21 protein-coding genes are annotated in these 24,460 nt (G+C 64.5%); 9 read left to right on the top strand and 12 right to left on the bottom strand.

Annotated features, from left to right (window positions below; genetic code table 11):
• Window positions 1–298 precede the first annotated feature (298 nt).
• Window positions 299–1,918, bottom strand: coding sequence for an ABC transporter substrate-binding protein (locus tag RM96_RS31470; RefSeq protein WP_039015659.1), 1,620 nt, complete (start codon window positions 1,916–1,918; stop codon window positions 299–301).
• Window positions 1,919–2,185: 267 nt separating this feature from the next.
• On the opposite strand from RM96_RS31470, the gene RM96_RS31465 reads away from it, so the two are divergent.
• The 5 genes from RM96_RS31465 to RM96_RS31445 all read left to right on the top strand — a co-directional run bounded on the left by RM96_RS31465 (window position 2,186) and on the right by RM96_RS31445 (window position 7,684).
• Window positions 2,186–3,091, top strand: a complete 906-nt coding sequence (locus RM96_RS31465; protein WP_039015658.1) for a GNAT family N-acetyltransferase — start codon at window positions 2,186–2,188, stop codon at window positions 3,089–3,091.
• Window positions 3,092–3,272: 181 nt separating this feature from the next.
• The gene (locus RM96_RS31460; protein WP_039015657.1) at window positions 3,273–4,676 is read left to right on the top strand and encodes an aspartate aminotransferase family protein; all 1,404 of its coding nucleotides are present in this window, start codon (window positions 3,273–3,275) and stop codon (window positions 4,674–4,676) included.
• A 49-nt stretch (window positions 4,677–4,725) separates the two neighbouring features.
• The gene (locus tag RM96_RS31455) at window positions 4,726–5,100 is read left to right on the top strand and encodes a (2Fe-2S)-binding protein (protein ID WP_039015656.1); all 375 of its coding nucleotides are present in this window, start codon (window positions 4,726–4,728) and stop codon (window positions 5,098–5,100) included.
• Window positions 5,097–6,497 carry an FAD/NAD(P)-dependent oxidoreductase gene (locus RM96_RS31450; RefSeq protein WP_039015655.1) on the top strand — a complete coding sequence of 467 codons (1,401 nt, stop codon included), beginning with the start codon at window positions 5,097–5,099 and terminating at the stop codon, window positions 6,495–6,497. Before RM96_RS31455 ends, RM96_RS31450 begins: the two co-directional genes overlap by 4 nt.
• Window positions 6,494–7,684, top strand: a complete 1,191-nt coding sequence (locus RM96_RS31445) for an NAD(P)/FAD-dependent oxidoreductase (protein WP_039015654.1) — start codon at window positions 6,494–6,496, stop codon at window positions 7,682–7,684. Before RM96_RS31450 ends, RM96_RS31445 begins: the two co-directional genes overlap by 4 nt.
• Window positions 7,685–7,831: 147 nt before the next feature.
• Here the strand turns inward: RM96_RS31445 and RM96_RS31440 are convergent, their stop codons facing one another.
• The 3 genes from RM96_RS31440 to RM96_RS31430 form a co-directional block, all read right to left on the bottom strand.
• On the bottom strand, window positions 7,832–8,182 hold the full coding sequence (locus RM96_RS31440; RefSeq protein ID WP_039015653.1) for a cupin domain-containing protein: 351 nt from the start codon (window positions 8,180–8,182) through the stop codon (window positions 7,832–7,834).
• Window positions 8,183–8,267: 85 nt separating this feature from the next.
• Window positions 8,268–8,969 carry an HAD-IA family hydrolase gene (locus RM96_RS31435; protein ID WP_039015652.1) on the bottom strand — a complete coding sequence of 234 codons (702 nt, stop codon included), beginning with the start codon at window positions 8,967–8,969 and terminating at the stop codon, window positions 8,268–8,270.
• Window positions 8,970–9,086: 117 nt separating this feature from the next.
• Complete coding sequence (locus tag RM96_RS31430; protein ID WP_052279865.1) at window positions 9,087–10,319, bottom strand: NAD(P)/FAD-dependent oxidoreductase; 1,233 nt, start codon at window positions 10,317–10,319, stop codon at window positions 9,087–9,089.
• 372 nt (window positions 10,320–10,691) lie between these two features.
• Here RM96_RS31430 and RM96_RS31425 point away from each other — a divergent pair, with 372 nt between their 5' ends.
• The gene (locus tag RM96_RS31425) at window positions 10,692–11,627 is read left to right on the top strand and encodes a LysR family transcriptional regulator (protein WP_039015651.1); all 936 of its coding nucleotides are present in this window, start codon (window positions 10,692–10,694) and stop codon (window positions 11,625–11,627) included.
• A gap of 141 nt (window positions 11,628–11,768) precedes the next feature.
• Here RM96_RS31425 and RM96_RS31420 read toward each other — a convergent pair whose 3' ends face one another.
• Complete coding sequence (locus RM96_RS31420; RefSeq protein WP_238587480.1) at window positions 11,769–12,623, bottom strand: cupin domain-containing protein; 855 nt, start codon at window positions 12,621–12,623, stop codon at window positions 11,769–11,771.
• 413 nt (window positions 12,624–13,036) lie between these two features.
• Here RM96_RS31420 and RM96_RS31410 point away from each other — a divergent pair, with 413 nt between their 5' ends.
• Both RM96_RS31410 and RM96_RS39730 read left to right on the top strand, forming a co-directional pair.
• Complete coding sequence (locus RM96_RS31410) at window positions 13,037–13,894, top strand: GNAT family N-acetyltransferase (RefSeq protein WP_039015648.1); 858 nt, start codon at window positions 13,037–13,039, stop codon at window positions 13,892–13,894.
• A gap of 124 nt (window positions 13,895–14,018) precedes the next feature.
• Entirely contained in the window at window positions 14,019–14,159 is a 141-nt protein-coding gene (locus RM96_RS39730) for a hypothetical protein (RefSeq protein ID WP_202966765.1), read from the top strand.
• 692 nt (window positions 14,160–14,851) lie between these two features.
• On the opposite strand, the gene RM96_RS31400 is transcribed toward RM96_RS39730, so the two are convergent.
• The 7 genes from RM96_RS31400 to RM96_RS31370 form a co-directional block, all read right to left on the bottom strand.
• Window positions 14,852–15,967, bottom strand: coding sequence for a porin (locus RM96_RS31400; RefSeq protein ID WP_039015646.1), 1,116 nt, complete (start codon window positions 15,965–15,967; stop codon window positions 14,852–14,854).
• 319 nt (window positions 15,968–16,286) lie between these two features.
• Window positions 16,287–16,943, bottom strand: a complete 657-nt coding sequence (locus RM96_RS31395) for a response regulator transcription factor (protein ID WP_039015645.1) — start codon at window positions 16,941–16,943, stop codon at window positions 16,287–16,289.
• A 375-nt stretch (window positions 16,944–17,318) separates the two neighbouring features.
• Complete coding sequence (locus RM96_RS31390; protein ID WP_039015644.1) at window positions 17,319–18,938, bottom strand: ABC transporter substrate-binding protein; 1,620 nt, start codon at window positions 18,936–18,938, stop codon at window positions 17,319–17,321.
• A 74-nt stretch (window positions 18,939–19,012) separates the two neighbouring features.
• On the bottom strand, window positions 19,013–20,302 hold the full coding sequence (locus RM96_RS31385; protein WP_039015721.1) for an NAD(P)/FAD-dependent oxidoreductase: 1,290 nt from the start codon (window positions 20,300–20,302) through the stop codon (window positions 19,013–19,015).
• Between the two features lie 28 nt (window positions 20,303–20,330).
• Window positions 20,331–20,996: a haloacid dehalogenase type II gene (locus tag RM96_RS31380; RefSeq protein WP_039015643.1), complete on the bottom strand. Its 666-nt coding sequence runs from the start codon at window positions 20,994–20,996 to the stop codon at window positions 20,331–20,333.
• A gap of 220 nt (window positions 20,997–21,216) precedes the next feature.
• Window positions 21,217–22,740, bottom strand: coding sequence for an aldehyde dehydrogenase family protein (locus RM96_RS31375; protein WP_052279861.1), 1,524 nt, complete (start codon window positions 22,738–22,740; stop codon window positions 21,217–21,219).
• A gap of 322 nt (window positions 22,741–23,062) precedes the next feature.
• Complete coding sequence (locus tag RM96_RS31370) at window positions 23,063–23,734, bottom strand: TetR/AcrR family transcriptional regulator (protein WP_039015642.1); 672 nt, start codon at window positions 23,732–23,734, stop codon at window positions 23,063–23,065.
• 361 nt (window positions 23,735–24,095) lie between these two features.
• Here RM96_RS31370 and RM96_RS31365 point away from each other — a divergent pair, with 361 nt between their 5' ends.
• Complete coding sequence (locus RM96_RS31365) at window positions 24,096–24,371, top strand: hypothetical protein (protein ID WP_039015641.1); 276 nt, start codon at window positions 24,096–24,098, stop codon at window positions 24,369–24,371.
• The last annotated feature ends 89 nt before the right edge of the window (window positions 24,372–24,460 follow it).

The raw sequence follows: 24,460 nt of genomic DNA, 5'->3' as shown, positions 1-24,460 counted from the left end.
GGTTTGCTTCCTTCTCCCGCTTGCGGGAGAGGGGCCGGGGGAGAGGGCAGGCGCATGGCAAGCATCATGACGCATAACTTCGTGGAGACTCCCGCCCTCTCCCCCGCCCCTCTCCCATAAATGGGAGAGGGGAGAAAACACTCGTAGTTGATCTTTGTCAGCAATCCGGACAATGCACACTGCGCAATGGACGTCCATAGTGTCGTCTGCCCGCGCTGTGCGCATTGTTTCGCCTGGGCGGGAATGACGAAAGTAGAGATTGATGCGTTATCTAAACTGCATTACCCCGCCCGCCCCGTCAGGCATCAAGCCAGACATGCTCCGCAAACGAATAGCCCATCAGCCCACCCAGCGGGATCGGTGACAAGCCCTTGAGCTTCGATGAATGTCCGTCGATGCTGGCCAGGAACAGCGGGATACCAATGCCGGCGTCCTCGTGGATCATGGACTGCATGTCGCCATACATCTGGCTGCGTTTGGCGGTGTCCGTTTCGGCCCGCGCCGCCAGCAGCAGCTGGTCGAACTTGGGGTTCTTCCAGCGCGATTCGTTCCACGGCGCATCGGACTTGAAGAACTGCGTGAGAATGGTGTCGGCGCTGGGGCGCGGGTTAACATTGCCGAAGCCCACGGGGCTGTTGAGCCAGTGGTTCGACCAGTAGCCGTCCGCAGGCATGCGCTTGATGTCGATGTCCAGGCCGACACGCTGCGCAGTCTGCTGCAGCACCGTCGCCATCTCGACCGAATACAGGGCGGCGGGCGAGGTCACCATCGGCACCTTGCCCGTCACGCCCGCCTTGCGCAAATGGTACTTAGCCTTGTCAAGGTCGAAGGCGCGCTGCGGCAGGCCCTTGGAAAAGAAGCGGTTGGTGGGATCGATCGGCTGATCGTTGCCGAGCACCGCATAGTCGAGCGCGATGGCCTTCTTCATCTGCGCGCGGTCTTGCAGGTACTTCATCCCCATCACAAAGTCGGGGTTCATGCCTGGACCCGCGTCCTTGCGCATGATCAGGTCTGTGTACTGCCCCGATTGCGTGACGAGGATGGCATAGCCCGGCGTACCCTTGACGCGGGCCACGGAGCGCGGGTTGACAGAGCCCACCAGGTCCATGCCGCCGGACAGCAGCGCGTTGACGCGCGCGCTCTCATCGCCGATACCGACGAACTCGATCTCGTCGAGGTAGGGCTTTCCCTGTCTCCAGTACGCATCGTTGCGCACCACCACCGTGCGCACGCCCGGCCTGAACTCCTTGATCTTGTAAGGCCCGGTACCGATGCCCGCGTTGAAGTCGGTGGTGCCGTCCTTGACGATGAGGAAGTGGAAGGTGCCCAGGATCACCGGCAGGTCGGCATTGGGGCTGGTGAGCACCACCGTGACCTCGTTCGGACCGGTGGCTTTCACGCTCTCGATCTGCTCGGCCAGCACCTTGGCCTTGGAAGCGGTGGCGGGGTCCTTGTGGCGCATGATCGAGTACACCACGTCGGCCGGGGACAACGCCTTGCCGTCGTGGAAGGCCACGCCCTTGCGCAGCGTGAAGACCCAGGTCTTGGCATCGGTCGTGTTGAACGACTCGGCCAGCGCCGGCCGCGGCGTCAGGCTGCCATCGAGCGAGGTCAGGCCGTTGTAGACCATGTTGCAGCGCACGTAGTCGTTCTGGTTCGACTGTTTGGACGGATCCAGCGTATCGGACGCGGCCGCCGTGGCGGCTGCCACGCGGATGCGGCCGCCCCGCTTGGGCGTCTCTGCATGGGCCTTGATCGCCACGCCGGCCAGGCTGCCGGCCAGCGTGGCCTGCATGCCGCCCGCCAGCAGCATCGCCAGGACGTCACGCCGCGTGGCGCCGCGCTTGAGCAGATCCATCACACGAAGGCTTTCGCCGGGGCCGACAAGGTTCTCGAACTCTTTACGGCTTTCGCTCATCGTAGTGCTCCTGGTTGGTCTGGAAAGGCCGGCAGGTGCGGACTTCTCACGACGCACCGCGAATGACTGCAGGTCATTCATGCTAGTCAAGAAGGCTCAGCATTTTTCCCTGTTACTGCCTGCGCTACCGCATTGAATTGCAAAACCGGCACCTCCGGCAGACGAATCTTGCAAGTTACGGATAAACCCCAACTCGTTCTGGCTCGACCGCCCGATGTCGTTCAAGATAAATGCCGGTGCCAACCTTTCTTCCCGAGGACAACGCCCATGTTTGCCCCGCTACCACATGCCCAGGACACCATTGCCGACGACGGCGTGGTGCTGCGCCCGATGACTGCCGACGACCTGACGCGAGCCCACGCCCTGTCGCAGGAACAGCGCTGGCCCCATCGCCTGACCGACTGGGAACAGATGTTCGCGCACGCCGAGGGCATCGTAGCCGAACTCGATGGCCAGGTCGTCGCCACTGCCCTGCGCTGGCGCTGGGGCAAGCACCACGCCACCATCGGCATGGTGATCGTCACGCCGGCGTGCCAGGGCCGGCGCATCGGCTACCGGCTGATGCGTGCGCTGCTCGATGGCCTGGACGAATGCACCGTGCTGCTGCACGCCACGGCTGATGGCCGCGGCCTGTACGAGCGCCTGGGCTTCGCGCGCACCGGCGAGGTCTGCCAGCACCAGGGCACGGCCCAGCCTGCCCCGTTGATCGCCCTGCCCGACGGCTGGCGCCTGCGCCCCGCGGGCCACAACGAGGCCGGCGCGCTGCACCGGCTCGACGCGCAGGCGCGCGGCATGCCCCGCGAGGCATTGGTCAACGACCTGCTGGCCAGCGCCGAGGCCTGCGTGGTGCTGGACTTAGAGGGCGAAGCGCGCGGCTTCGCCATGCTGCGCCGCTTCGGGCGCGGCCATGCCATCGGCCCGGTGGTAGCACCCGGTGCCAATGGCGCCAATGGCGCCAATGGCGCCAAGGCGCTGGTCGCATATCTGACCGGCCTGAATGCGGGCAACTTCACGCGCATCGACATCGACTGCGCCAGCGGGCTGGGCGAATGGCTGGAGAGCATTGGCCTGCCGCGTGTGGACGCGCCCACGACCATGGTGCGCGGTGCGCCGCCGGCCACGCCGTCGGGGGCGGCGGCACTGTTCGCACTCGTGACCCAGGCCATGGGCTGAAGACGCGCCAGGCTGCGCAAAGCGCACTGCCAAACAATCTGCTGCCACGGCCCGCATAACAGCAGCGTGCTTCGTTCAGCCCCCTCAATGCAGCATCACGCCATGTGCCGCCTGCCGTAATCTTGAGGCATAGGCCAGCCTGTTGTGCTGCGCACACGAATGGACGCGAACGGACCCTGCCATGACCCAACTCACCGACCTGCCCCAGCTCGCCGCGCTTGAAGCCGCCGATCGCGCACACCTTATCCACCCTGTGTCGCCCTGGCGCGTGCACGAGCGGCGCGGCCCCACGGTGCTGTCGTCGGGCCGCGGCGCGTGGCTGACCGACGCCAACGGCCACGAAGTGCTCGACGCCTTCGCAGGGCTGTGGTGCGTCAACGTGGGCTACGGCCAGGAAAGCGTGGTGCAGGCCGCCGCCGAGCAAATGCGCCGCCTGCCCTACGCTACCGGCTACTTCCATTTCAGCAGCGAGCCGGCGATCCGCCTGGCCGACAAGCTGGTGCAGATCACGCCCCGCTCGCTGAACCACGTATATCTCACTCTGGGCGGCTCCGAGGCGGTCGATACGGCCGTTCGTTTCATCACGCAGTACTTCAACGCCACCGGGCGCCCGTCGAAGAAGCACTTCATCTCGCTGGAGCGCGGCTACCACGGCTCCTCGTCGACGGGCGCCGGCCTCACCGCCCTGCCTGCGTTCCACCGCGGCTTTGACCTGCCGCTGCCGACGCAGCACTACATCCCCTCGCCCAATCCCTACCGCGCCGCCGATCCCACCGATGCGCAAGGCATCATCGACGCCTCGGTGGCAGCACTGCGCGCGAAAATCGCCGAACTGGGCGCGGACAATGTGGCCGCGTTCTTCTGCGAACCGATCCAGGGCTCGGGCGGCGTGATCGTGCCGCCCAAGGGCTGGCTCAGGGCCATGCGCGACGCCGCACGCGAGCTGGACATCCTCTTCGTGGTCGACGAGGTCATCACCGGCTTCGGCCGCACCGGCCCCATGTTTGCCTGCGAGGCCGAAGACGTCGCCCCGGACATCATGACGCTGGCCAAGGGCCTCACCGCCGGCTACGTGCCGATGGGCGCGACGCTGATCTCCGACCAGGTCTATGCCGGCATCGCCGACGGCGCACCCGGCGCAGCGCCCATCGGCCACGGCGCCACGTATTCGGCCCACCCGGTCAGTGCGGCAGTGGCGCTGGAAGTCCTGCGGCTGTATGAGGAAGGGGGCATCCTGGCCAATGCGCAGCGTGGCGCGGCAACCTTCGCAGCCGGACTGGATGCGCTGCGCAGTCATCCGCTGGTGGGCGACTCGCGCCATCGCGGACTGCTGGGCGCGCTGGAACTGGTGAGCGACAAGGCCAGCAAGCGCGGCTTCGACGCATCGCTGGGGCTGTCCGATCGCATTGCCGCGACCGCCTACGGCAACGGCATCGTTTTCCGCGCCTTTGGCGACAATATCCTCGGCTTTGCCCCAGCGCTGACGTACACCGAAGACGAATTCGAGCTGATGTTCGCGCGCGTGAAGCAGACGCTCGACGACGTGCTCGCCTTCCCCGAGGTGCGTGCCGCGCTTGCGAGCTGAGATAGCAGCAGTCAGACCATTGTTTCCAAACCAACGCCGAGCCGCCGCCATGCCCGACAACGCTCCCCCACTGCCCGCGCGATTCCTGCGGCTGGCAGAATCCGACCGTCCCGCCATCACCCTGCGCATCGATGGCCACAGTGCCACCGCCCTGGCGGGTGACACCCTTCTGGTCGCACTGCTGCTGAATGGCCGGCGCGTGCGCGACAGCGAATTCGGCGACGGCCCGCGCGCGGGGTTCTGCCTGATGGGCGCCTGCCAGGACTGCTGGGTATGGACGCCCGCGGGCGAGCGCCTGCGCGCCTGTTCCACGCCGGCCGAGGCCGGCATGGAGGTACTGACCCGTCCGCCCGCGCACCACTGGCCCGTGACGCCGGACCTGCAGGAATCGCTCGCGCGCCACGCGCCGGGAGCCGCCGCATGAGCACGCCGTCAACATCGCCCCGCATCGTCGTGGTCGGCACCGGCCCCGCCGGCGTACGCGCGGCCCAGGCACTGGTGCAGGCCGGACTGCGCCCTACCGTGATCGACGAAGGCCGGCGCGACGGCGGCCAGATCTATCGCCGCCAGCCCGAAGGCTTCAAACGCTCCTACGCCAAGCTCTACGGCAGCGAGGCGGACAAGGCCCAGGCGCTGCACCGCGACTTCGACGCGCTGCGCGCGCGAATCGACTACCGCCCCAACACGCTGGCGTGGAACCTGACCGAGGGTGAGTTGCACGTCGTGTGCGGGGACGAACCGCAGACGCTGCCCTTCGACGCACTGCTGGTGTGCTCCGGCGCCACCGACCGGCTCATGCCGGTGCCCGGCTGGCACCGCGCCGGCTGCTACAGCCTGGGCGCCTCGCAGATCGCGCTCAAGGCACAGGCCTGCGCCATCGGCGCGCAGGTCGTTTTCCTCGGCAGCGGCCCGCTGCTCTACCTGGTGGCCTCGCAGTACGTGCAGGCCGGCGCGCGCGTGGCGGCAGTACTCGACACGTCCCCCGCGAATAAATCCTGGGGTGCCATCACCGGCCTGCTGGCGCGCCCCCGGCTGGCGCTGCGCGGGCTCGGACTGATCCGCGGCCTCAAGCATGCCGGCGTACCGGTGCTGCAGGGCGTGACGCCGCTGGCGATCGACGGCGACGACCGCCTTGGCGTGCGGGGCGTGACCGTGCGTGATGCACGGGGGCGCGAGCAGCGCATCGAATGCGACGCCGTCGGCCTGGGCTGGCACCTGCGCGCCGAGACGCAACTGGCCGACCTCGCGCGCTGCGAGTTCGCCTTCGAACCCGTGAGCCGCCAGTGGCTGCCGCGCATCGATCAGGACGGCCGCAGCAGCGCCCGCGGCGTCTACCTGGCCGGCGACGGCACGCGCATCCTCGGTGCCGACGGGGCCGAAGCCGCGGGCCGGCTCGCGGCGCTGGCGGCGCTGGCCGACCTGGGGCATGAACGCGGCCGCACGCAATACGCCGCGGAGTCGGCTGCCCTGCGCCGCACCCTCGACCAGATGGACCGCTTCCGCCAGGGGCTGGCACGCGCCTTCCCGTGGCCGCACGCGCAGGCCGCCGCCCTGCCCGATGCCGCGGTGGTCTGCCGCTGCGAGGCCGTGACGGTGGGCGAGTTGCGCCGCTGCGTGACCGAACTGGACAGCCAGGAAGTCAACCGGGCCAAGGCCTTCAGCCGCGTCGGCATGGGCCGCTGCCAGGGCCGCTTCTGCGGCCATGCCGCGGCCGAGATCGTGGCGCAGGCCTGCGGCATCCCGATCGAACAAGTCGGTCGCCTGCGCTCGCAGGCACCGGTCAAGCCACTGATGATGAATACACGTGAGGTGCAGCCATGAGTGGCACCAAAACTAGCACGACAGCGAGCACGGCAACCAGGACGCACGACGCCGATGTGCTGGTGCTCGGTGGCGGCCTGATGGGCACCACCACCGCCTTCTTCCTGCGCCAGCAGGGCCTCTCGGTCGTGCTGCTGGAGCGCGAGCTGGTCGGGCGCCAGGCCAGCGGCACCAACTTCGGCAATGTGCGCCGCCAGGGACGTGCCCTGCACCAGATGCCGCTGGCCAATCGCGCGCGTGCCGTCTGGGGCCGCGTGAAGGAACTGCTGGGCGAGGACCTCGAGTTCGTCCCATACGGCCACCTGCGCGTGTGCTATACCGAACAGCAGGCCGCCGTGCTCGAGCAACATGCGCGCGACGTGAAGCCGCTCGGACTGGACCTGGAGCTTTTCACGGCGGAGCAGTTGCGCCAGCGCTGGGGCATCTTCGCGCCCGGCGTGGTCGCGGGATCGTACTCGCCGCAGGACGGCCATGCCAACCCGCGCCTGGCCGGTCCCGCCTTCGCGCGCGCCGCGCGTCGCGCCGGCGCGCAGATCGTCGAGCATGCCGAGGTGATGCAGGTCGAGCGCGACGCCAATGGCTTCGTTGCCTACACCGCCGATGGCCGGCGCTTTCGCGCACCGCAGATGCTGGTGGCCTGCGGCGCCTGGTCCAACCGCATGGCCGAGCAGTTCGGCGAGGGCGTGCCGATGGATGCACGCGGGCCACAGATGGGTGTGACCGAGCCGCTGCCCTATGCCATCGGCCCTTCCATCGGCGTTTCGACGCCGATCGAGCATGAGAGCCTGTACTTCCGCCAGATCTCACGCGGCAACATCGTGTTCGGCGGCGGCCTCAAGGGGCCGGCGTACACCGACCGCATCCGCGCCTACGTCAAGCCCGACAACGTGCTGCGCCAGCTGCGCGAGCTGCGCCGCTTCGTGCCGGCTTTCGAGCATGTGCAGCTGATTCGCGTGTGGAGCGGCATCGAAGGCTATACCCCCGACTGGCAGCCGGTGATGGGCCCGAGCGCCACGGTGCCTGGCCTGCATTACGCCTTCGGCTTCAATGGTGAAGGCTTTGCCATCAGCCCCGGCGTGGGCGAAACCATGGCGGAGCTGATCGCCACGGGCCGTACCTCGATCCCGCTGGAGGCCTATGCCATCGGGCGCTTTGCCGGCGTGCAGGTGCTGCAGGAAACGAGCTGATCCGGGTTATCGCAACACAGCCTGACAAAGCCTGCGTGCAGCCGGTTTGCTCCCCTCTCCCGCTTGCGGGAGAGGGGAGCGTATGCGTCGCCTCGTGGCTTGTTCAGATGCGCGAGCGTGCAATGTTCGTCCCCGCTCGCGTGCCGCTCACTGCAGAATCACATAGACCTTTCGCAGGAGCTCCAGGATCTCCCAGATGCCGGTCGTGTTCGCCGGGAAGAACAGCGTATCGCCGGTCTTGATCCGGATAGGCGTCCCACCCGTCGGCGTAAACAGGCATTCACCGGAAAGGATGTGCATGACTTCGGCTTCCGGAACTTGCCGTTCGTAGGAGCCGACTGTGCATTCCCACAGGCCGGCACGGTTCTGGCCGGCCCCCTCGAGGTCAAGCTTGAAGCTGCTGGTGCGGCACGGCGGTTGGCTTAACGGTCTGCCGACAGGACCGTCGTCGGTGAGGTCACTGCAGGACGCGGAATGCGCAATGATGGTAATGGGCATGGAGATCAGGGAGTGAGATGGATACGAGACAGCGGACGAGCAAGGGCGGTGCGACACAGCGACACCGCCCCCGGGTAGGACTGCGTTAATTGTTGTCCTCGACCGCATCCGCCAGTTGCGCCAGCGAGTGGAAGTGGTAGTCCGGTTTCGTCAGCTCGGGCACTTCCATGGTGCCGCCAAATCCCGGCTGTGCATGACGGCGCTCGATCCAGCAGGTCTTCAGCCCAAGCTTCTTCGCAATGCCGATGTCGTGGTATTGGCTCTGCGCCACATGAAGATTGTCTGCCTGCTTGTAACCCCATTTGCCGTCATAGCGGCCACGCGCATAGGCGAAGTACTGCGGATCGGGCTTTTCCGTCAGGGCATCGTCACAGGTGACCGTGTCGTCAAACGGGAAGTCCAGCGTCTTCTCGAAGTGAGTCAGTGCCCAGCGCTGGGCGTTGGTCATCGCCACCAGCTTGAAATGCTTGCGCAAACGCTTCAGCGCCTCGACCGAATCCGGGAACGCCTTCCAGTTGACCACGGAGTCCCGCAGGCCACGGGCGAGTTCATCGGAGTCGGGGAGGCCAAGGCTCTGCGCCATCAGGTGCCAGCAACGTTCCAGGTCATCGGGATACCACATCGTCTTGTCAGCGGCGCGGGTACGGCGATAGGCGGCCAGGAAATCCTCATCGCTGATGGCGCTGCCGGGCACGGCGCGACGGAAGTAGTCGAGCATCCCGCCCTCGAAGTCAATCAGCGTGCCAACCACGTCGAACGTAAGTACCTTGAAGTCTTTGAGTGCCATGAATTACCTCTGCTAGTAAAGAAGAGAAAGAAAACTGCCGACTGGTCGCGTATGGAGGCGACCGCGGTGCCAGACATCGAAACAAAGCTTGATTGCGCCACTTCCGGTTCAGTGGGCTCACGACACCAGGTCCTTGAGCTTGAAGTACAGGCCGACGGCGGGAAGGAACCACGGCGGTCCCAGATGGCCCGGGATGGCCGGCCAGTCGCGCGTGCGCCAGGGGTTGGCCAGGATATCGCCCGCCATCACGCGGGCCATGCGCTGCCCCATCAGCACGGCCATCTGCGTGCCATGCCCGCTGAATCCCATCGCGTAGTAAAGGCCGTCGCGCTCGCCGGCGTGCGGCAGGCGGTCTTGCGTCATGTCGACCAACCCGCCCCAGCAATGCGTGATCGCCACGTCGGCAAGCTGCGGAAAGGACTCCAGCATGGTGGCGCGCAGGATCTCGCCGCTGCGGGTATCGGACTGCGGCGCCGAGGCGGTAAAGCGCGCCCGGCCGCCAAACAGCAGACGGTCGTCAGGCGTGAGGCGGAAATAGTTGTGCAGGTTCGCGGTCGTGACATACGTGCGCCGCTCCGACAGCAGCTTTTGCGCACGGGCACGGCCCAGCGGCTCCGTGGCGATGACAAAGCTGCCGATGGGAACGATGCGCCGGCGGATCCAGCCGAAGCTGCGGTAGCCGCCGTGCTGCGTCGTGCCAGTGGCCAACAGCACCTGATTGGCCTGAACCGTGCCGCGGGTCGTGTACAGGCGGTGTCCCTGCGTCTGCCCGATGCGCTCGATCTTCTCCACGGCCGTGCGCAAATGGATCTGCGCACCCTGGCGCGCGGCTGCCTGCGCCAGCCCGTGGGCAAAGCGCCCCATATGCATCTGGCCGCTCTTGCGGTACAGCAGTCCGCCGGCGTAGCGGTCGCTGGCCACCTCCTGCCTGACGCGGCTTGCGCTCAGCAGCTCCACGTCCGGATCCACGCCGGAGCGCACGAGCTGTTCGCAGCTACGCGCGAGCATGTCGTAATGCTCGGGCCGCGAGGCGAGCTTGAGCTTGCCATGGCGAACGAAATCGCAGTCGATGCCTTCGTCGCGAATCAGCGCCTCCACGGCGTCCACGCCGGCGTCGTAAGCGTGATACCACTCGCGCGCCTGGTCGGCGCCAACGCGCGCGGCAAGCGTGGCGTAGTCGACGGCCAGGCCGTTGTTGACGTGGCCGCCATTGCGGCCCGACGCCTCTGCTGCAATCGAATCCTGCGCTTCCAGCACCACGACATTCGCCCCCTGCCTGGCCAGCGCCAGGGCCGCGGACAAGCCGCAGAATCCCGCGCCGACGATCGCCACATCGACTTTGGCGGGCAGCTCGGATGCCGCGGTCGGGAACGGCGCAAGGCCATGGTGCCAATAGGGGTCGGAAGAGCAAGGCGCGCCCGCATGGGCACGGTCCACCAGGATGCCCCTGCGGGTGATCAAAACGTTCCGCGATGCGTCCGACGCGGCCGGTCCGGGTGATGGTTGCGCCAGTTCCGGCGAGGCCGCGCTGGCGCTCAATGTAATAGGAGCGGCCAGGCAGCCATCGTCTCCCTTGCCGCCGGCAAATTCAACCGCGGATAACCCGATGTGACGCACAGACACGGCCTTGCTCCGATAATCCGTTGTACGATGCACAAAGTGTAGGGAGCCCCTGCCAGCGCGGCAACTTCCCAATTGTTGGGCCGAACATAATCTGAGGTTATGGCAAATTTCCGGCGAAAAATTCCCAGCGCCAATGCCCTGTTCGTCTTCGAAGCCGCCGGGCGCTGCGGCAGCCTGACCAAGGCCGCCGCCGAACTCTATGTCAGCCAGCCGGCCGTCAGCCGGATGCTGGCGCGCATGGAAGACCGCATGGGCGTGCGGCTCTTTAATCGGGTACGTGGGGGCGTCGAGCTGACCGAGAACGGCCGCCTGCTCCATCGCGCCATCACCGAAGGCTTCAACGTCATCCAGGCGTCGATCAGTGAAATCGAAGCGCGCGCAACCGGACTGGAGACCGTCACGCTCTCCGTTTCGACGGCCTTTACCACGCACTGGATCATGCCGCGCATGGAAAAGCTGCGGCGGGACTTTCCCGGCGTTGACCTGCGGTTCCAGCTGATCTCTGGCAGGGTGGGCGGGCCGCTGCATGACGTAGACCTCGGGCTTCGCTTTTTCTCCCCCGGCGAGGCAGCGCAAAACAGCGTGTTGCTGATGCCGGAAATCATCATGCCAGTATGCAGCCCGGCCTATCGGGACGATACCGGCCGCGACAGCGACGTCCTCATCAACCTGAGCGACAGCAATCGGGACTGGCCGACGTTGTTTCCCGCACTCGGTCAACGTAGCCGGGACTTGTACCACCTGAATTTTTCCGACTATTCGATCGTGGTGCAGACAGCGATGCTCGGCCAGGGCATTGCGCCGGGCTGGCTGAACGTAGTTACCCACTGGGTGAGACAGGGGGCACTGGTGCCGGCCATCGACCAGGTCCATGTCGCGAACCGGCAATGCTATCTGGTGCAGCAAGCGACCCCGTCGCCTCGCCCTACCGTAACCAGGCTGCGCGACTGGATCCTCGAAGAGACCTACCAGGATCTGGTGGAGATCGACCGCATGTATCCGGGCCTGGGCCTGTTGAAGCTGGTCGGACGCTAATGATGCCGCCTGCGGCGCAGTTCATTGCGCAGCGCATCTAAGGCACCATCAAATAAAAAGCCCACAGGCATGACTGCCTGTGGGCAAGGCTTCACAGCGAAGCGGAGACCACCAGTGAACGTCAACGGCTCGCAATACGAATCAGGCCGGCCGGAAAATTCCATAAACCTTGGTCACCTGCTCACGGCTATCCCAGCTGCACTGCGCATTCTGTTCGACCAGGAAGATATCGCCGCGCGAAAATGTCCCGCTACGGCCGGTTTCATCTTCAAACGTCACGCTGCCCTCCAACAGATACATCAGTTCGTAGTGGGGATAGAGCATCGCCCGACGATGGTAGGGAGTCGAATCCCAGGTGCCGCAGACGAACTGCCCGTCCTGAGAGCGATAGTCTGTGTAGTTGCGACAAGCTGGAGTCGGAGTGAGCAGCAACGCGGCCGAAGGCGCGCCGGACGGTTCCAGTGCCGGCTCTTCTGCGATCGGCAGCAGCGCGCGCGCACCAGGGCGGCTGTAGTTGTAGCGCATGAAGATGATCGACACCGCGCACTCAGCAGACCAGACGAACTCTGCATCATGTAACAACACAGCGCTGTTGCCCGGACCCAGCACGACCGTGCGATCCGGCTGGGTCAGCGTCAGCTTGCCCTCGCGGACGATGATGAGTTCATCTGCCGGCTGTGCCTTTACCGACCCGCGCCCGCCGTCCAGTGTGATAACGCCCACGGTTACCGGTCCCGGCGGCAAGTCCAGCATGCGACGGCGGAAAAGGAAGTCGTTTTCCTCGGAAGCGTCGGTGAAGGGAATACCGAGGGAATGGTCTTGCGCAAACGTGCGCAAATTGACAAAGGTAGCCGGCGTGGCGCGGACGGTGGCACCCTGCTGCAAACTCGACATGACTTGTTCTCGCGATTCAATGAGGATTACGCTGCGTGAGCCATAAGCCGCGCAAACCTTCAAGAGGGGAAAAGTTCGATCGGTGTAGGTGTGTCCCGACATGAATCAGCTCCGCCATGACGTCGCCTACGCCCCGGACAGAATTACAGCACCATCGAGCTTCTGGAGTATCCCGTTTGGACAGTGTCCACGCATAGAAACAGCGGCATTTAACGCGCAGTTCAGCATAATTTGCTGCATCCCGAACAAGTCGCTATTGATGGGCGTCGGGTCAATCCCCTGCCGTGGGAAAGTGGACTGCATCCCGCAAGCCCGTTGCAGGAGCGCGGGCGTAGCAAATTGTGCGGTCTGGCACTGGCCCAACGGCATAAGCTCTGCGTGATGAAGCGGCAGTCAGACGATCATGTGGAATCGTATTTGCGCCGTAAAGAGGCGGGAACACTGTGGCAAGATTGCTTCAGTTCGTAGTCCTGCCAGACGTGTTGCTGATTCGGCTTACTCAAAAGGAAGACACCATGCCAAGCCACGCTATCCATGCGCCAGTTTCCTACCGCGCGATGAGCGAAGAGGACGTGCCCGCCGCACATGAGCTGTCGCAAGCCTTGCGCTGGCCGCATCGTGCCGAAGACTGGCAATTTGTCCTTCGCCTTGGAATCGGCTTCGTCGCCGAGGAAGCTGGCGTGGTGATCGGCACCGGGCTTTGCTGGAAGCAGGGACAGCAAGCATCGCTTGGGATGATCATTGTGTCGCCGGCACATCAAGGCAAGCGCATCGGCAGTGAGTTGATGCGCCTGGTGCTGGAAGCGCTTGGCAACCGCTGCACGCTGCTTAATGCAACCCCCGCCGGACAGCCGCTGTATGAACGCCTCGGCTTCGTCGCGACCGGCACCATCAACCAGCATCAGGGAACGATGAATGCCGTCGACCCGGTTGCACTTGCCGGCGGGGAAACACTGCGTCCGTTCGAGCCCGGCGATATCGAGACGATCATCGAACTGGGGAATCGCGCTACCGGCATGTCGCGGTGCGAAGTGCTGAAGGCATTGCTCTCCACGGCCGAGACCGTGGTGCTGGAGCGCAATGGCGAAGCGGTCGGATTCTCGGTCATGCGCCGCTTCGGGCGGGGCTATGCGATCGGGCCGGTGGTGGCCTCCGATAGTGAACGCGCGAAAGCCTTGATTGCCTGCTGGTCTGGCGCCTACACCGGGTCTTTCGTGCGCGTGGATGTCACGGGAACGAGCGGCCTGCAGGACTGGCTCGCGCAGGTGGGACTGGTTCAGGTGGATACCGTCGTGGCGATGGCACGTAATGGCGTGCCGCCGGCGGATAGCGCGCTCAAGCAGTTCGCAATCATCAACCAGGCGCTCTGCTGAGCCACGTCGAAACAGCCGCCATCTTATGACGGAAAAGGCAGGGGAATACCCAATGCCCAGTAGTCATGCCACCGATGAAGCATTCTGGTAACGCATTCGCGACGCGTATCCCAGGCAACAGCCGTTGCTGAACCTCAACAACGCCGCGGTCAGTCCCCCGCCGCTTGTGGTCGAACAGGCAATCATTGAGGCCTATCGCCTCGCCGACAGCATGCACCGTGTCGCACGTTGCATGCTGTCACTCATCGCCTGCATGGAACTCTGATACGAATGCCGGCGCTTCTTCCATGCGATAGCGTCCGTTCTGGCACACGTAGTACATAGCGTGCTGGCCGCTACATGCGAACGTCACACAGCAGGAATGCTCGAAGCGTCCGAAACGGGTGATACCGATGCCCGGCGATCCCGGCCACTCCCATATGCGCTGTTCCTCAACGCAGTCCAGAACGCGATGCTGTGTCCTGGGGTGCATGGACGAATCGAGCATCATGTCGATGTACCCAAATACACCCAGCGAAGGGTAGCGCTCCTGCATTGCCGTCCATCGTCGCTTAGGCGACATTGCAGCCCTCCGTGTCCAACTTGATGTTCCCTGCCTTCAGCACTTCATTTGCCTTCAGATGATGGTTCCAGTGCCCGTCCTTGATCGTTTCGAGCATACGCATGGGCTTGACGAAGGGATCGGCATAGCCCGCGACAGTGATCGCTGTCGGCTACGGCGGTACGTACTTTGCATTTCCTCGGCATGAACAGCGAGAGCAGGCTCGCGATCCGGATGAAGTATCGCATCGCAGCGCTGGCAGACGCCGCCTCTGTGGCTGACATGATGCGGAGGCCGGTCGCCAATGCGAAGCCGTCCTGGGACGGACGGCGCTCCAAACGTGGCAACCCTGAAGCCGAGCGGAGTTGTATCAAGAACCCGGAGATGCCTCCGGGTCTGCCCTAACGGACTTAGGCTCAGAACTTGTGGCGGATGCCAACGACAGCGCCAAACTGGTTTGCACCCGGCTGCACGGCTTCGCTGCTCGCACCCAACTGGTCATTGAATCCGTTCACCCCCAGATTCGACTTGCCGCGGTTCAGTGCGTATGAAACCGTCGTGTAAAGATCCGTGCGCTTCGACAGTGCATAGTCAACCAGCGCAACGAACTGCCACGGATTGCCGGCGTTCGACTGACGCAGGTTCTGGTAGTACGCGGAGCCACTGACCGACAGCGCCGGCGATACCTGATAGCCAACGCCGACCCAACCCAGGTTCGACACTGTGTTGGTCAGCGCAACGCCAGGGAGGGTGGCACCGTTGAACGCGTGGGCATATCGGTAGCCGCCGTAGAGCTTGGCAGGACCGAAAGTGTATGTCCCGGCGACTGCGGCCCGTCTGATCAGACTATTGGTCGAAAGAGCCGTGGCTGCCGACCGGTTCGACTGGTCGTAAATGGCGCCAACGGCGAATCCGCCCGCAGCATAGTTCACAGCGAACGAGTACTCACGCCCGTTGGTGAAATTGCCCGCGACCTCCTGGTTGTTGTTGTTGAAGCTATACAGGCCAGTCACGCTCAGGCCGCCGAACGTCCCCATATACTTGGCGGAGTTGTCGGCACGCGCCCCACCCATGAACGGGTCTTGTGCACCGATGGAATAGCGGCTCGCGATCGCCATGGGGTCGTAGGTAACGCCAAAGTCATAGAACGGCGTCGTGTGCCGGCCCAGAGTCAGCTGTCCCCACTGGTTCTGCAGACCGACGTAGGCGCCGCGACCAAAGAGACGGCCACCCTGCCCCGAGGCGCCGGTATCCAGGTTGAAGCCGCTTTCCAGCAGGAAGATGCCCTTCATGCCCCCACCCAGGTCTTCTACGCCGCGCAATCCCCAGCGCGATCCGGACTGGTTGCCTGATTGCATGGCCCACAAATTGTTGCCCTGAGTGCCGGCAGGTACGGTACCCGTCGAAGCAACGGCCTTGTTCAGGTATTCAATACCCACATCCGCAACGCCGTACAACGTGACGTTCGATTGTGCATAGGCGCTGGGGACCACCAGCAAGGCGGCTGCTAGGGTCGACAGTTTGAATTTCATGAAATGATTTCCTCGAAGAATGGTAAGTAGCCAATTCGTATCGATTCGAATTGTGGCGACTCAGATTCTGCATCTGTTTTTTGAGAATTCGCAAACGTAGTTTGTCCGTGATGTTGCTATTTAATCTAAAGCTTCTTTTAGGCGACCGCCTATATCCGTCAGGCAAGTATCGGCTTAGGATGTGCGGTAGCTCTGCTGTCTCGTGTATGTTCATCAGCATATATCGACACTTTCCATGGCTTTGCAGTAGAGCCCGTACGGGGCTGCTCTTGGGCAGCCCCATTTTTTTCACGCTACGGTGCTACCGCAGCGCTTGTAGTCAGGACTGGATCACCGCGTGCCTGTCCTTGACGAGGTAAATGGCCAGTTCAATTTCATTTCGCAGCCCAAGCTTACTCATGGCCGAGCACTTCTGGACGCTGATCGTTTTGACGCTGCGCTGAAATTTCCGTGCAATCTCCTGAAGCGGATAGCCTTGCGCCAGGAGGCGAATTACCTCGCGTTCGCGTGGGCTAAGACGATCGTCGCACCGGTCTTCGCAAAGGTGGGTCGGAGCCATCAACAAACTCTCAGTGGCGGGGTCTATGTACTTGGAACCTGAGAGAACGGCTTGACATGCATCCGCCACGAACTGCAGATCCATTGATTTTGCGACAAACGCGTCGGCACCTTTCGCCAGCAATTGACGAACCAGGCCGTTTGGACGCGCCCCGGAGAAGACCACGATCTTCACCTTGGGGTACATCCGGTGTAGTCGTTCTATCAGGCGTAATCCGTCGATCTCCCCACCATAGTCATAGCCGGTGATGACGATATCCGGCAGTAGCAATGCATGCTTCCTGAGTTCCGACAGAAGCCCATTGACGCTATCCGCGATGGCCATGACGTCAATGCCTTGACGCGCCATGTACGGCGCCAGTCCGGCGAGCACCACGGGATGATCGTCGGCAATCACAGCGGTAGTTTTGGTACTCATTGCCCGGAAGCAGATTAAAGCCGCACAATCTTTCAGTATCACGCGGCACGGTCGACAAGACCTGGCGAAGGTGGGGTCCGCGGCTGGGGCTGCCGGCACTGCAGCCTGATTCGGCAAGGCTGGCCGCAAGCCGCCAACCCTGGTGAACGCTCCCCTCTCCCGCAAGCGGGAGAGGGGAGCAAACCATCCGCATCCAGGGCTTGTCAGTAACCCGGGCCGGCTTGCGCCGGCCGCTTGTGAGGACTTCTTTTAAAGTCACTGGGTTCCCGCCTGCGCGGGAACGACGGTCGTAGCTGAACGGCGTTAGCGCCGTTGCGCCGGATTTGCAAGAGCACGGTGGAGCCAAGGCCTACCGCACTCCCGCCACCTTCCAGATCAGGCATCCAGCCAGACGTTCTCAGCAAACGAATAGCCCATCAGCCCCCCCAGCGGGATCGGCGACAGGCCCTTGAGCTTCGACGAATGTGCGTCGATGCTGGCCAGGAACAGCGGGATACCGATGCCCGCTTCCGCATGGATCATCGTCTGCATGTCGGCATACAACTGCTTGCGTTTGGCGGTATCGGTCTCGCCCCGCGCCGCCACCAGCAGCTGGTCGAACTTGGGGTTCTTCCAGCGCGATTCGTTCCACGGCGCATCGGACTTGAAGAACTGCGTGAGGATAGTGTCGGCGCTGGGGCGCGGGTTGACGTTGCCGAAGCCTACGGGGCTGTTGAGCCAGTGGTTCGACCAGTAGCCATCGGCAGGCATGCGCTTGATGTCGATGTCCAGGCCGACACGCTGCGCGGTCTGCTGCAGCACCGTCGCGATCTCCACCGAATACAGGGCGGCGGGCGAGGTCACCATCGGCACCTTGCCCGTCACGCCCGCCTTGCGGAAATGGAACTTCGCCTTCTCCGGATCGAAGGCGCGCTGCGGCAAATCCTTGAAGAAGAAGCGGTTGGTGGGGTCGATCGGCTGGTCGTTGCCGACCATCGCATAGTCGAGCGCGATAGCTTTCTTCATCTGCTCGCGGTCTTGCAGGTACTTCATTCCCATCAAGAAGTCCGGGCTCATGCCAGGACCCACGTCCTTGCGCATGATCAGGTCTGAGTACTGCCCCGATTGCGTGACGAGGATGGCATAGCCCGGCGTACCCTTGACGCGGGCCACGGCGCGGGGGTTGACCATGGCCACCAGGTCCATCCCGCCCGACAGCAGCGCGTTGACGCGCGCACTGTCATCGGCAATGCCGACGAATTCGATTTCGTCGAGATAGGGCTTGCCGGGCTTCCAGTAGGCGCCGTTTCGCACCACGAGCGTGCGCACGCCGGGCCTGAACTCCTTGATCTTGTAGGGTCCGGTACCGATGCCGGCACTGAAGTCGGTGGTGCCGTCCTTGACGATGTGGAAGTGGAAGGTGCCCAGGATCACCGGCAGGTCGGCATTGGGGCTGGTGAGCACCACCGTGACCTCGTTCGGACCGGTGGCTTTCACGCTCTCGATCTGCTCGGCCAGCACCTTGGCCTTGGAAGCGGTGGCGGGGTCCTTGTGGCGCATGATCGAGTACACCACGTCGGCCGGGGACAACGCCTTGCCGTCGTGGAAGGCCACGGCCTTGCGCAGCGTGAAGACCCAGGTCTTGGCATCGGTGGTGTTGAACGATTCGGCCAGGGCAGCCCGCGGCGTCAGGCTTCTATCGAGCGAGGTCAGCCCGTTGTAGACCATGTTGCAGCGCACGTAGTCGTTCTGGTTCGACTGTTTGGCCGGATCGAGCGTATCGGAGGCGGCTCCCGTGGCGACGGCCACGCGGATACGGCCACCACGCTTTGGCGTCTCTGCATGGGCCTTGGCGGCCACGCCGGCCAGGCTGCCGGCCAGCGTGGCCTGCATGCCGCCCGCCAGCAGCATCGCCAGCACGTCACGCCGCGTGGCGCCGCGCTTGAGCAAATCCATCACACGAAGGCTTTCGCCGGGGCCGACAATGTTCTCGAACTCGTTACCGCTATCGTTCATGGTTGGTTGTGCTCCTGATTATTCTGAGAGGGAAACAGCGAGATCGCGGCGAAAGCTCAGCAGGTGCGCAAAGCTCAGGCAAGCCGGTCCTTGAGCTGGTAGTACAAGCCCACCGCCGGCAGAAACCACGGCGGGCCGAAATGCCCGGGAATGGCGGGCCAGTCGCGCTCGCGCCACGGATTGGCAGCCGCGTCGCCGGCCATCACCGCAGCCATGCGCTCGCCCATGTGCACCGACATCTGCGTGCCGTGGCCGCTGTAGCCCATGGAGTAGAACAGGCCATCGCGCTCGCCGGCATGCGGCAGGCGGTCCTGCGTCATGTCGACCAATCCGCCCCAGCAATAGTCGAGCCGGACGTGGCCGAGCTGCGGGAAGATCTGGGCCAGGCCGGCGCGCAGGATCTCCCCGCTGGCAGCATCCTGCTGCGGGCTGGAGACGGCAAAGCGCGCCCTGCCGCCGAACACCAGCCGGTGGTCCGGCGTGAGGCGGAAGTAATGGTGAATGTTCGCCACCGTGACATAGGTGCGGCGTTTGGCCAGCAGTGCCCTGGCCCGCTCGGCGCCCAGCGGTTCCGTGGTCACGATGAAGCTGCCGATCGGCACGATGCGCCGGCGCAGCCAGCCGAAGCTGCCGTAGCCACCGTGGCGCGAAGCCCCGGTGGCGAGCAACACCTGCCGGGCCAGCACGGTGCCACGCGCGGTGTGCAGGCGGTGCATCTGGCCCTGCACGCGTTCGATGCGGCTCACGCACGTGCCAGTGTGGATCTGTGCGCCGTGCCGCTGTGCGGCGACGGCCAGGCCCTGCGCGAAGCGGCCCATGTGCATCTGGCCGCTGCGCTTGTACAGCAGACCCCCGTGAAAACGCTCGCTCTGCACCTCGGCACGCACGCGCGCCGCGTCGAGAATATCCACGTCGGTATCCACGCCGTCGGCGACCAGGCGCTCGGCGCTGCGCCGCAGCGCTTCCATCTGGTGAGCCCGGGTGGCGAGCTTGAGCTTACCGTTGCGCTGGAAGTCGCAAGCAATGCCCTCATCGCGCACGATCCGCTCCACGGTATCGACCGCGTCGTCATAGGCGTGGTACCAGCCGCGTGCGCGTTCCACGCCCACCCTGGCAGCCAACTCCGCGTAGTCCACCGCCAGCCCGTTGTTCACATGGCCGCCATTGCGCCCCGAGGCCTCGGGCGCCACGGTGGCCCCGGCCTCCAGCACCACCACGCTCGCGCCACGTCGGGCCAGCGCCAGCGCCGCCGAAAGCCCGGTGAAGCCGCCGCCGACGATGGCCACATCGACCTGCGGCGGCAGTTCGTGCGCGTCCAGTGCCAGTGTTGGCACCGAATCGTTCCAGTAGGAATCAAGCTTCATGGTGGGGACGGAATTGTGGAAGGTCAGTTCAAAGACCGACGACGCCGGGCAGGCCACCGATATCCTGGATCTCGGTGTAGCGGTACGCCGCGTTGCCCGGGCCGTGACCACGGTTCACGAAAACCTTGTTAACGATGCCGATGTCGTCAGCCGACATCAGGTCGTAGCGCAGGCTCGACGATACATGCAGCACATCCTCCGGGTTGCAGCCCAGCGAGTCGAGCATGTACTCGAAGGCCTTCAGGCGCGGCTTGTAGGCCTGGGCCTGCTGCGCGGTGTAGACGCGGTGGAACGGCGCGCCGAGCATGGCCACATTCTTCTGGATCTGGGCGTCCGAGGCGTTCGACAGGATCACCAGCGGAATCTCCTTGGCCACCCTGGCCAGGCCGGCGGGCACATCCTCATGCGGGCCCCACGTCGGCACGGCGTCATAGTATTGCTGGCCATCGGTGTCGAAGTACTGGATCTTCCACTTCTTGCACAGGCGGCGCACGGCGTTCTTCAGCACCACTTCGTAGGGCTGCCAGTCGCCCAGTACCTCGTCAAAACGGTAGGCGCTGAAGTCGGCGATGAACTGCTCCATCTGCTCGGCAGGGATGCGGTCGGCGAACAGTTCGCGCGTCATTTCGCCCATGCGGAAACGCGTAAGCGTGCCATAGCAGTCGAAGGTCACGTACTTGGGACGGAAGGTCATGTCTCTGATCCTCAGGGTTTTCCGGTCGGCGACCGGGGTGGAGCCGCGCATTGTCCGGCGCAGGCGACAGAATTATTTCGAAGGGATTAAAGCACGCGGCCGCACAGCGTTTATATGGAAATGAGGCCGTGGCACGCGGCGAAACTGCGGTTTGTCCGGGGTCCCGCAGCATGTCATGCGGTCGGCACCGCAGGGGTGCGCAGCGAGTGATGACGCACCGCTAACGCGCCGCAGCAAAATCGATCAGCACGCTTTTGAAGCGCAAATTCGCCTCTACGGCCTGGCGCCCCAGATCCTTGCCGATGCCTGACTGGTGGTAGCCGCCGGTGGGAATCACAAAATCCGAACTGCGCCCGTAGCGGTTGATCCACACCGTGCCGGCGGCGATGCCGCGCATGGCGCGCAGCGCTCTTCCGATATCGGCAGTGTGTACGCCGGCGGCCAGGCCGTAACGCTCGTGCGAGGCGAGCGCCAGGCCCTCTTCTTCGTCGTCGAAGGTTTGCACCGTGAGCACCGGACCGAAGATTTCCTCCTGCACGGCAGGATTGTCCGCGCGCACGCCTTCGATCAGCGTGGGCTGGAAGTATGCGCCGCCCGGCCCGCCGTCGAATAGCCCGCCGCCGCTGCGCACCTGCGCGCCCGGACCGCACGCGCGCTCGACGATGTCGAGGATGCGCGCCGCCTGCGCTGCCGAGATGATGGGCGGCAGCGTCGCCGCGTCATCCCAGGTCGCACCGGGCCGCAGCGCGGCAAAGCGCGCCGCGATGCGCTCGACCAGCGCCTCGGCGATGCCGCGCTGCACAATCAGGCGCGAGCCCGCGACGCATACCTGGCCTGCATTGCCGGTGATGGCGCCGGCAATGATCCCTGCCAGCCGATCTAGGTCCGGCGCGTCATCGAATACCAGTTGCGGGCTCTTGCCGCCCAGCTCCAGCGTGACTGGTTTGGGGCCATGCAACGCGCAACTGGCCATGATCGCGGCGCCCGTTTGCGTCGATCCCGTAAAGGTCATTTTCGAGATCAGCGGGTGGCGCGTGAGCGCGTCGCCCGTGGTCCGCCCGTCGCCCTGCACCACGTTGAACAGGCCCCGCGGCACGCCCGCCTCGATCGCCAGCTGGGCCAGGCGCACAGCGGAGAACGGCGTCAGCTCGGAAGGCTTGAGCACCACCGCGTTGCCGGCGGCAAGCGCCGCGCCCACCTTCCACGACACCATCACCAGCGGGAAATTCCACGGCGTGATCGCACCCACCACGCCATAGGGCTCGGCCACCACCATGCCCAGGTGATCGTGCTGCGTGGCCGCCACGTCCCCACCGACCTTGTCGGCATATTCGGCAAAGAATCGCAGGCCTTCGGCGGTGAAAGGCACATCCCAGGCCGAGGCAGCGTGCACCGGCCGCGTGGAGCATATCGCTTCGAGCGGCGCGAGACCCTGCACATCGGCTTCGATCAGGTCGGCCCAGCGGCGCAGCACGCGCGCCCGCTCGCGCGGGGCACGGCGCGCCCAGTCGCTGGTACGCCAGGCCTTCCACGCGTCCTGCACCGCCGCATCCACGGCGGCGGCGTCAGCCAGCGGCAGCTCGGCATGCACCTGGTTATCGGAGGGGCGCCGCACAGGGATGCGGCCGGCATCAGGCACGAGCCGCCCGCCAATGAAATGGCCCGAGGGAACGGAGACAGTCTGGGGGTCGAAAATTTGCACGGAAGGACGGGCGCCGCAGGTCGACACCGATAGTGGATTCATGCCTCCATGCTAGACAAGAAGGCTCAGCATTTGTCTCCGTTACGGACCGCGCTACCGCATCGAATTGCGAAACTGATACGCCAGGCGGACGATTCTTGCATCCCTCGGATAAACCCGAGGGCGTTCTGGCTCCGCGCGAACGATATCGCCTGCGGCATCGGCGCGCAGGTCGTCTTCCTGGGCAGTCCTGCAACTGGGCAAGCCGCTCTCCTCGCTCACGCACGAGGATCTGCTGGCCTACGAGCGCTTCCGGCCCTTTCGGGGTCTCCGTACGCGTGTGACCTCATGAGCCCAGTTCGACCTGCGCCCCAGTGACACCACTTCATTCAACGGTCGTCAGCAGGACATGCAGCATGCACGCCAGTAGCCTCTGCGTATCCGGCTCGGCCAGGTATTCCGGGTGCATGAGGGCCATCGCCCGCGGCAAGGCCAGAATGGTGTGAAATGCCATGAACCGCGTCTTCGCGAGATCCCGGACCCGCACTTCGTCGGGAAACCGCTCCATCAGCGCGTCCGTCGCCATGGACGTCCAGTACTGCTCCGGCTTCACCAGATCGAGCCGCACCAGTTCGTCGTAGTGGGATGACTTGACGAACAGCTCACGGTCAAGCTGCACCCACTTGTGCAGCATCGGAATGCCAATGCTGAGCAGCAGCCTGATCCCATCGAACAGCTTCGTCGATGGCGGCAGCGCCTGAAGCTCTACCACCAGCCGCCCGCGCGCCTCGGCACGAAAGTCATCGAAGATGGCAACGACCAGCGACTCCATGGTCGGGAAGTACTCGTAGATGGAACTGACGGCCACGCCGGCGCGCACGGACAGCCGCTCCAGCGACAGGGCATCGCGTCCTTCCTTCTCCAGGATCTCCCATCCCGCCTTCTTGAGCGCCTCCACAAGCATGACCGAGCGCTCCTGCCGCGGGCGCTTGCGCGGCCTGGCCGGCACCGCGATCTGCAGTGTCTCGGCGGGGATGGGATTCCTGCGGGATGTCATGGCCAACGCTCAAAGAAGTGGGAACAACGAGGTACGCAAGTGCCTGATCTGTCCCAGGCAAGCTGGTCAGCTTGCCTGCAATGGCCTGGCGTATCCCCTCCCTTTATGGACGTAGCCTGTGCGGCGATCCGCGTCCGCCACCCGACTGCCGGGAAGACAGAGTCTGCCCGCCACGGATCACCCGTTTTTCCTTTGAATTCAAGCAGTTGATGCAAGCAATCCGGCTCCGGAATCCGGAGACGGAATCGACTTGCGCGCTCCTATACTGACCTGCCGACATACCGTGGGCGTGCTTCCACCGAACACGGTCCCCGCCCCCCTTCCATTGTCGGATTCCCACTCCAGCTAGCGAGTTTTGTCCATGTCCCCTGCGGAAGTGTCTCTAGAGAAAAAAGCCGAGCTGCTGCTGAACGACCCGGCGGCGCTTGCCAACCATAGCGTCCATGCGTGGCAACACCTGCCCCGCGAGGAAGTCGATGCGATCCAGCTTGCGGCGCTGAAGCAGCGCTTCGCTTTGCTGCGCGACAGCGTGCCGCTACTGAAGAAGCTCGCCGGCGCCGAAGGCGTGACGCAGATCGATACGATTAACAACGTCGTACCGCTGTTGTTCGAGCACACCGTCTCGGCATTGGCCTGACCTCGCTGAGCACAAGCGGTGCGCTCTACAACGGCGGCGCCGGTGAAACGCCCGGCGCCCCTCGCGACGACACGGCCTGGGGGGCCTCG

It is taken from the genome of Cupriavidus sp. IDO, from assembly GCF_000812465.1.
Lineage (GTDB): Bacteria > Pseudomonadota > Gammaproteobacteria > Burkholderiales > Burkholderiaceae > Cupriavidus.
The sequence above is the reverse complement of the archived record's forward strand: the minus strand, read 5'-3'. Positions and strand labels throughout refer to the sequence as shown.

Coding starts and splice junctions, on each gene's coding strand:
- RM96_RS31400 (WP_039015646.1), bottom strand. CDS start 15,967: ATGAAATTCAAACTGTCGACCCTAGCAGCCGCCTTGCTGGTGGTCCCC.
- RM96_RS31435 (WP_039015652.1), bottom strand. CDS start 8,969: ATGGCACTCAAAGACTTCAAGGTACTTACGTTCGACGTGGTTGGCACG.
- RM96_RS31390 (WP_039015644.1), bottom strand. CDS start 18,938: ATGAACGATAGCGGTAACGAGTTCGAGAACATTGTCGGCCCCGGCGAA.
- RM96_RS31460 (WP_039015657.1), top strand. CDS start 3,273: ATGACCCAACTCACCGACCTGCCCCAGCTCGCCGCGCTTGAAGCCGCC.
- RM96_RS31375 (WP_052279861.1), bottom strand. CDS start 22,740: ATGAATCCACTATCGGTGTCGACCTGCGGCGCCCGTCCTTCCGTGCAA.
- RM96_RS31395 (WP_039015645.1), bottom strand. CDS start 16,943: ATGAGTACCAAAACTACCGCTGTGATTGCCGACGATCATCCCGTGGTG.
- RM96_RS31370 (WP_039015642.1), bottom strand. CDS start 23,734: ATGACATCCCGCAGGAATCCCATCCCCGCCGAGACACTGCAGATCGCG.
- RM96_RS31385 (WP_039015721.1), bottom strand. CDS start 20,302: ATGAAGCTTGATTCCTACTGGAACGATTCGGTGCCAACACTGGCACTG.
- RM96_RS31440 (WP_039015653.1), bottom strand. CDS start 8,182: ATGCCCATTACCATCATTGCGCATTCCGCGTCCTGCAGTGACCTCACC.
- RM96_RS31470 (WP_039015659.1), bottom strand. CDS start 1,918: ATGAGCGAAAGCCGTAAAGAGTTCGAGAACCTTGTCGGCCCCGGCGAA.
- RM96_RS31425 (WP_039015651.1), top strand. CDS start 10,692: ATGGCAAATTTCCGGCGAAAAATTCCCAGCGCCAATGCCCTGTTCGTC.
- RM96_RS31365 (WP_039015641.1), top strand. CDS start 24,096: ATGTCCCCTGCGGAAGTGTCTCTAGAGAAAAAAGCCGAGCTGCTGCTG.
- RM96_RS31455 (WP_039015656.1), top strand. CDS start 4,726: ATGCCCGACAACGCTCCCCCACTGCCCGCGCGATTCCTGCGGCTGGCA.
- RM96_RS31410 (WP_039015648.1), top strand. CDS start 13,037: ATGCCAAGCCACGCTATCCATGCGCCAGTTTCCTACCGCGCGATGAGC.
- RM96_RS31450 (WP_039015655.1), top strand. CDS start 5,097: ATGAGCACGCCGTCAACATCGCCCCGCATCGTCGTGGTCGGCACCGGC.
- RM96_RS31380 (WP_039015643.1), bottom strand. CDS start 20,996: ATGACCTTCCGTCCCAAGTACGTGACCTTCGACTGCTATGGCACGCTT.
- RM96_RS31465 (WP_039015658.1), top strand. CDS start 2,186: ATGTTTGCCCCGCTACCACATGCCCAGGACACCATTGCCGACGACGGC.
- RM96_RS31420 (WP_238587480.1), bottom strand. CDS start 12,623: ATGTCGGGACACACCTACACCGATCGAACTTTTCCCCTCTTGAAGGTT.
- RM96_RS31445 (WP_039015654.1), top strand. CDS start 6,494: ATGAGTGGCACCAAAACTAGCACGACAGCGAGCACGGCAACCAGGACG.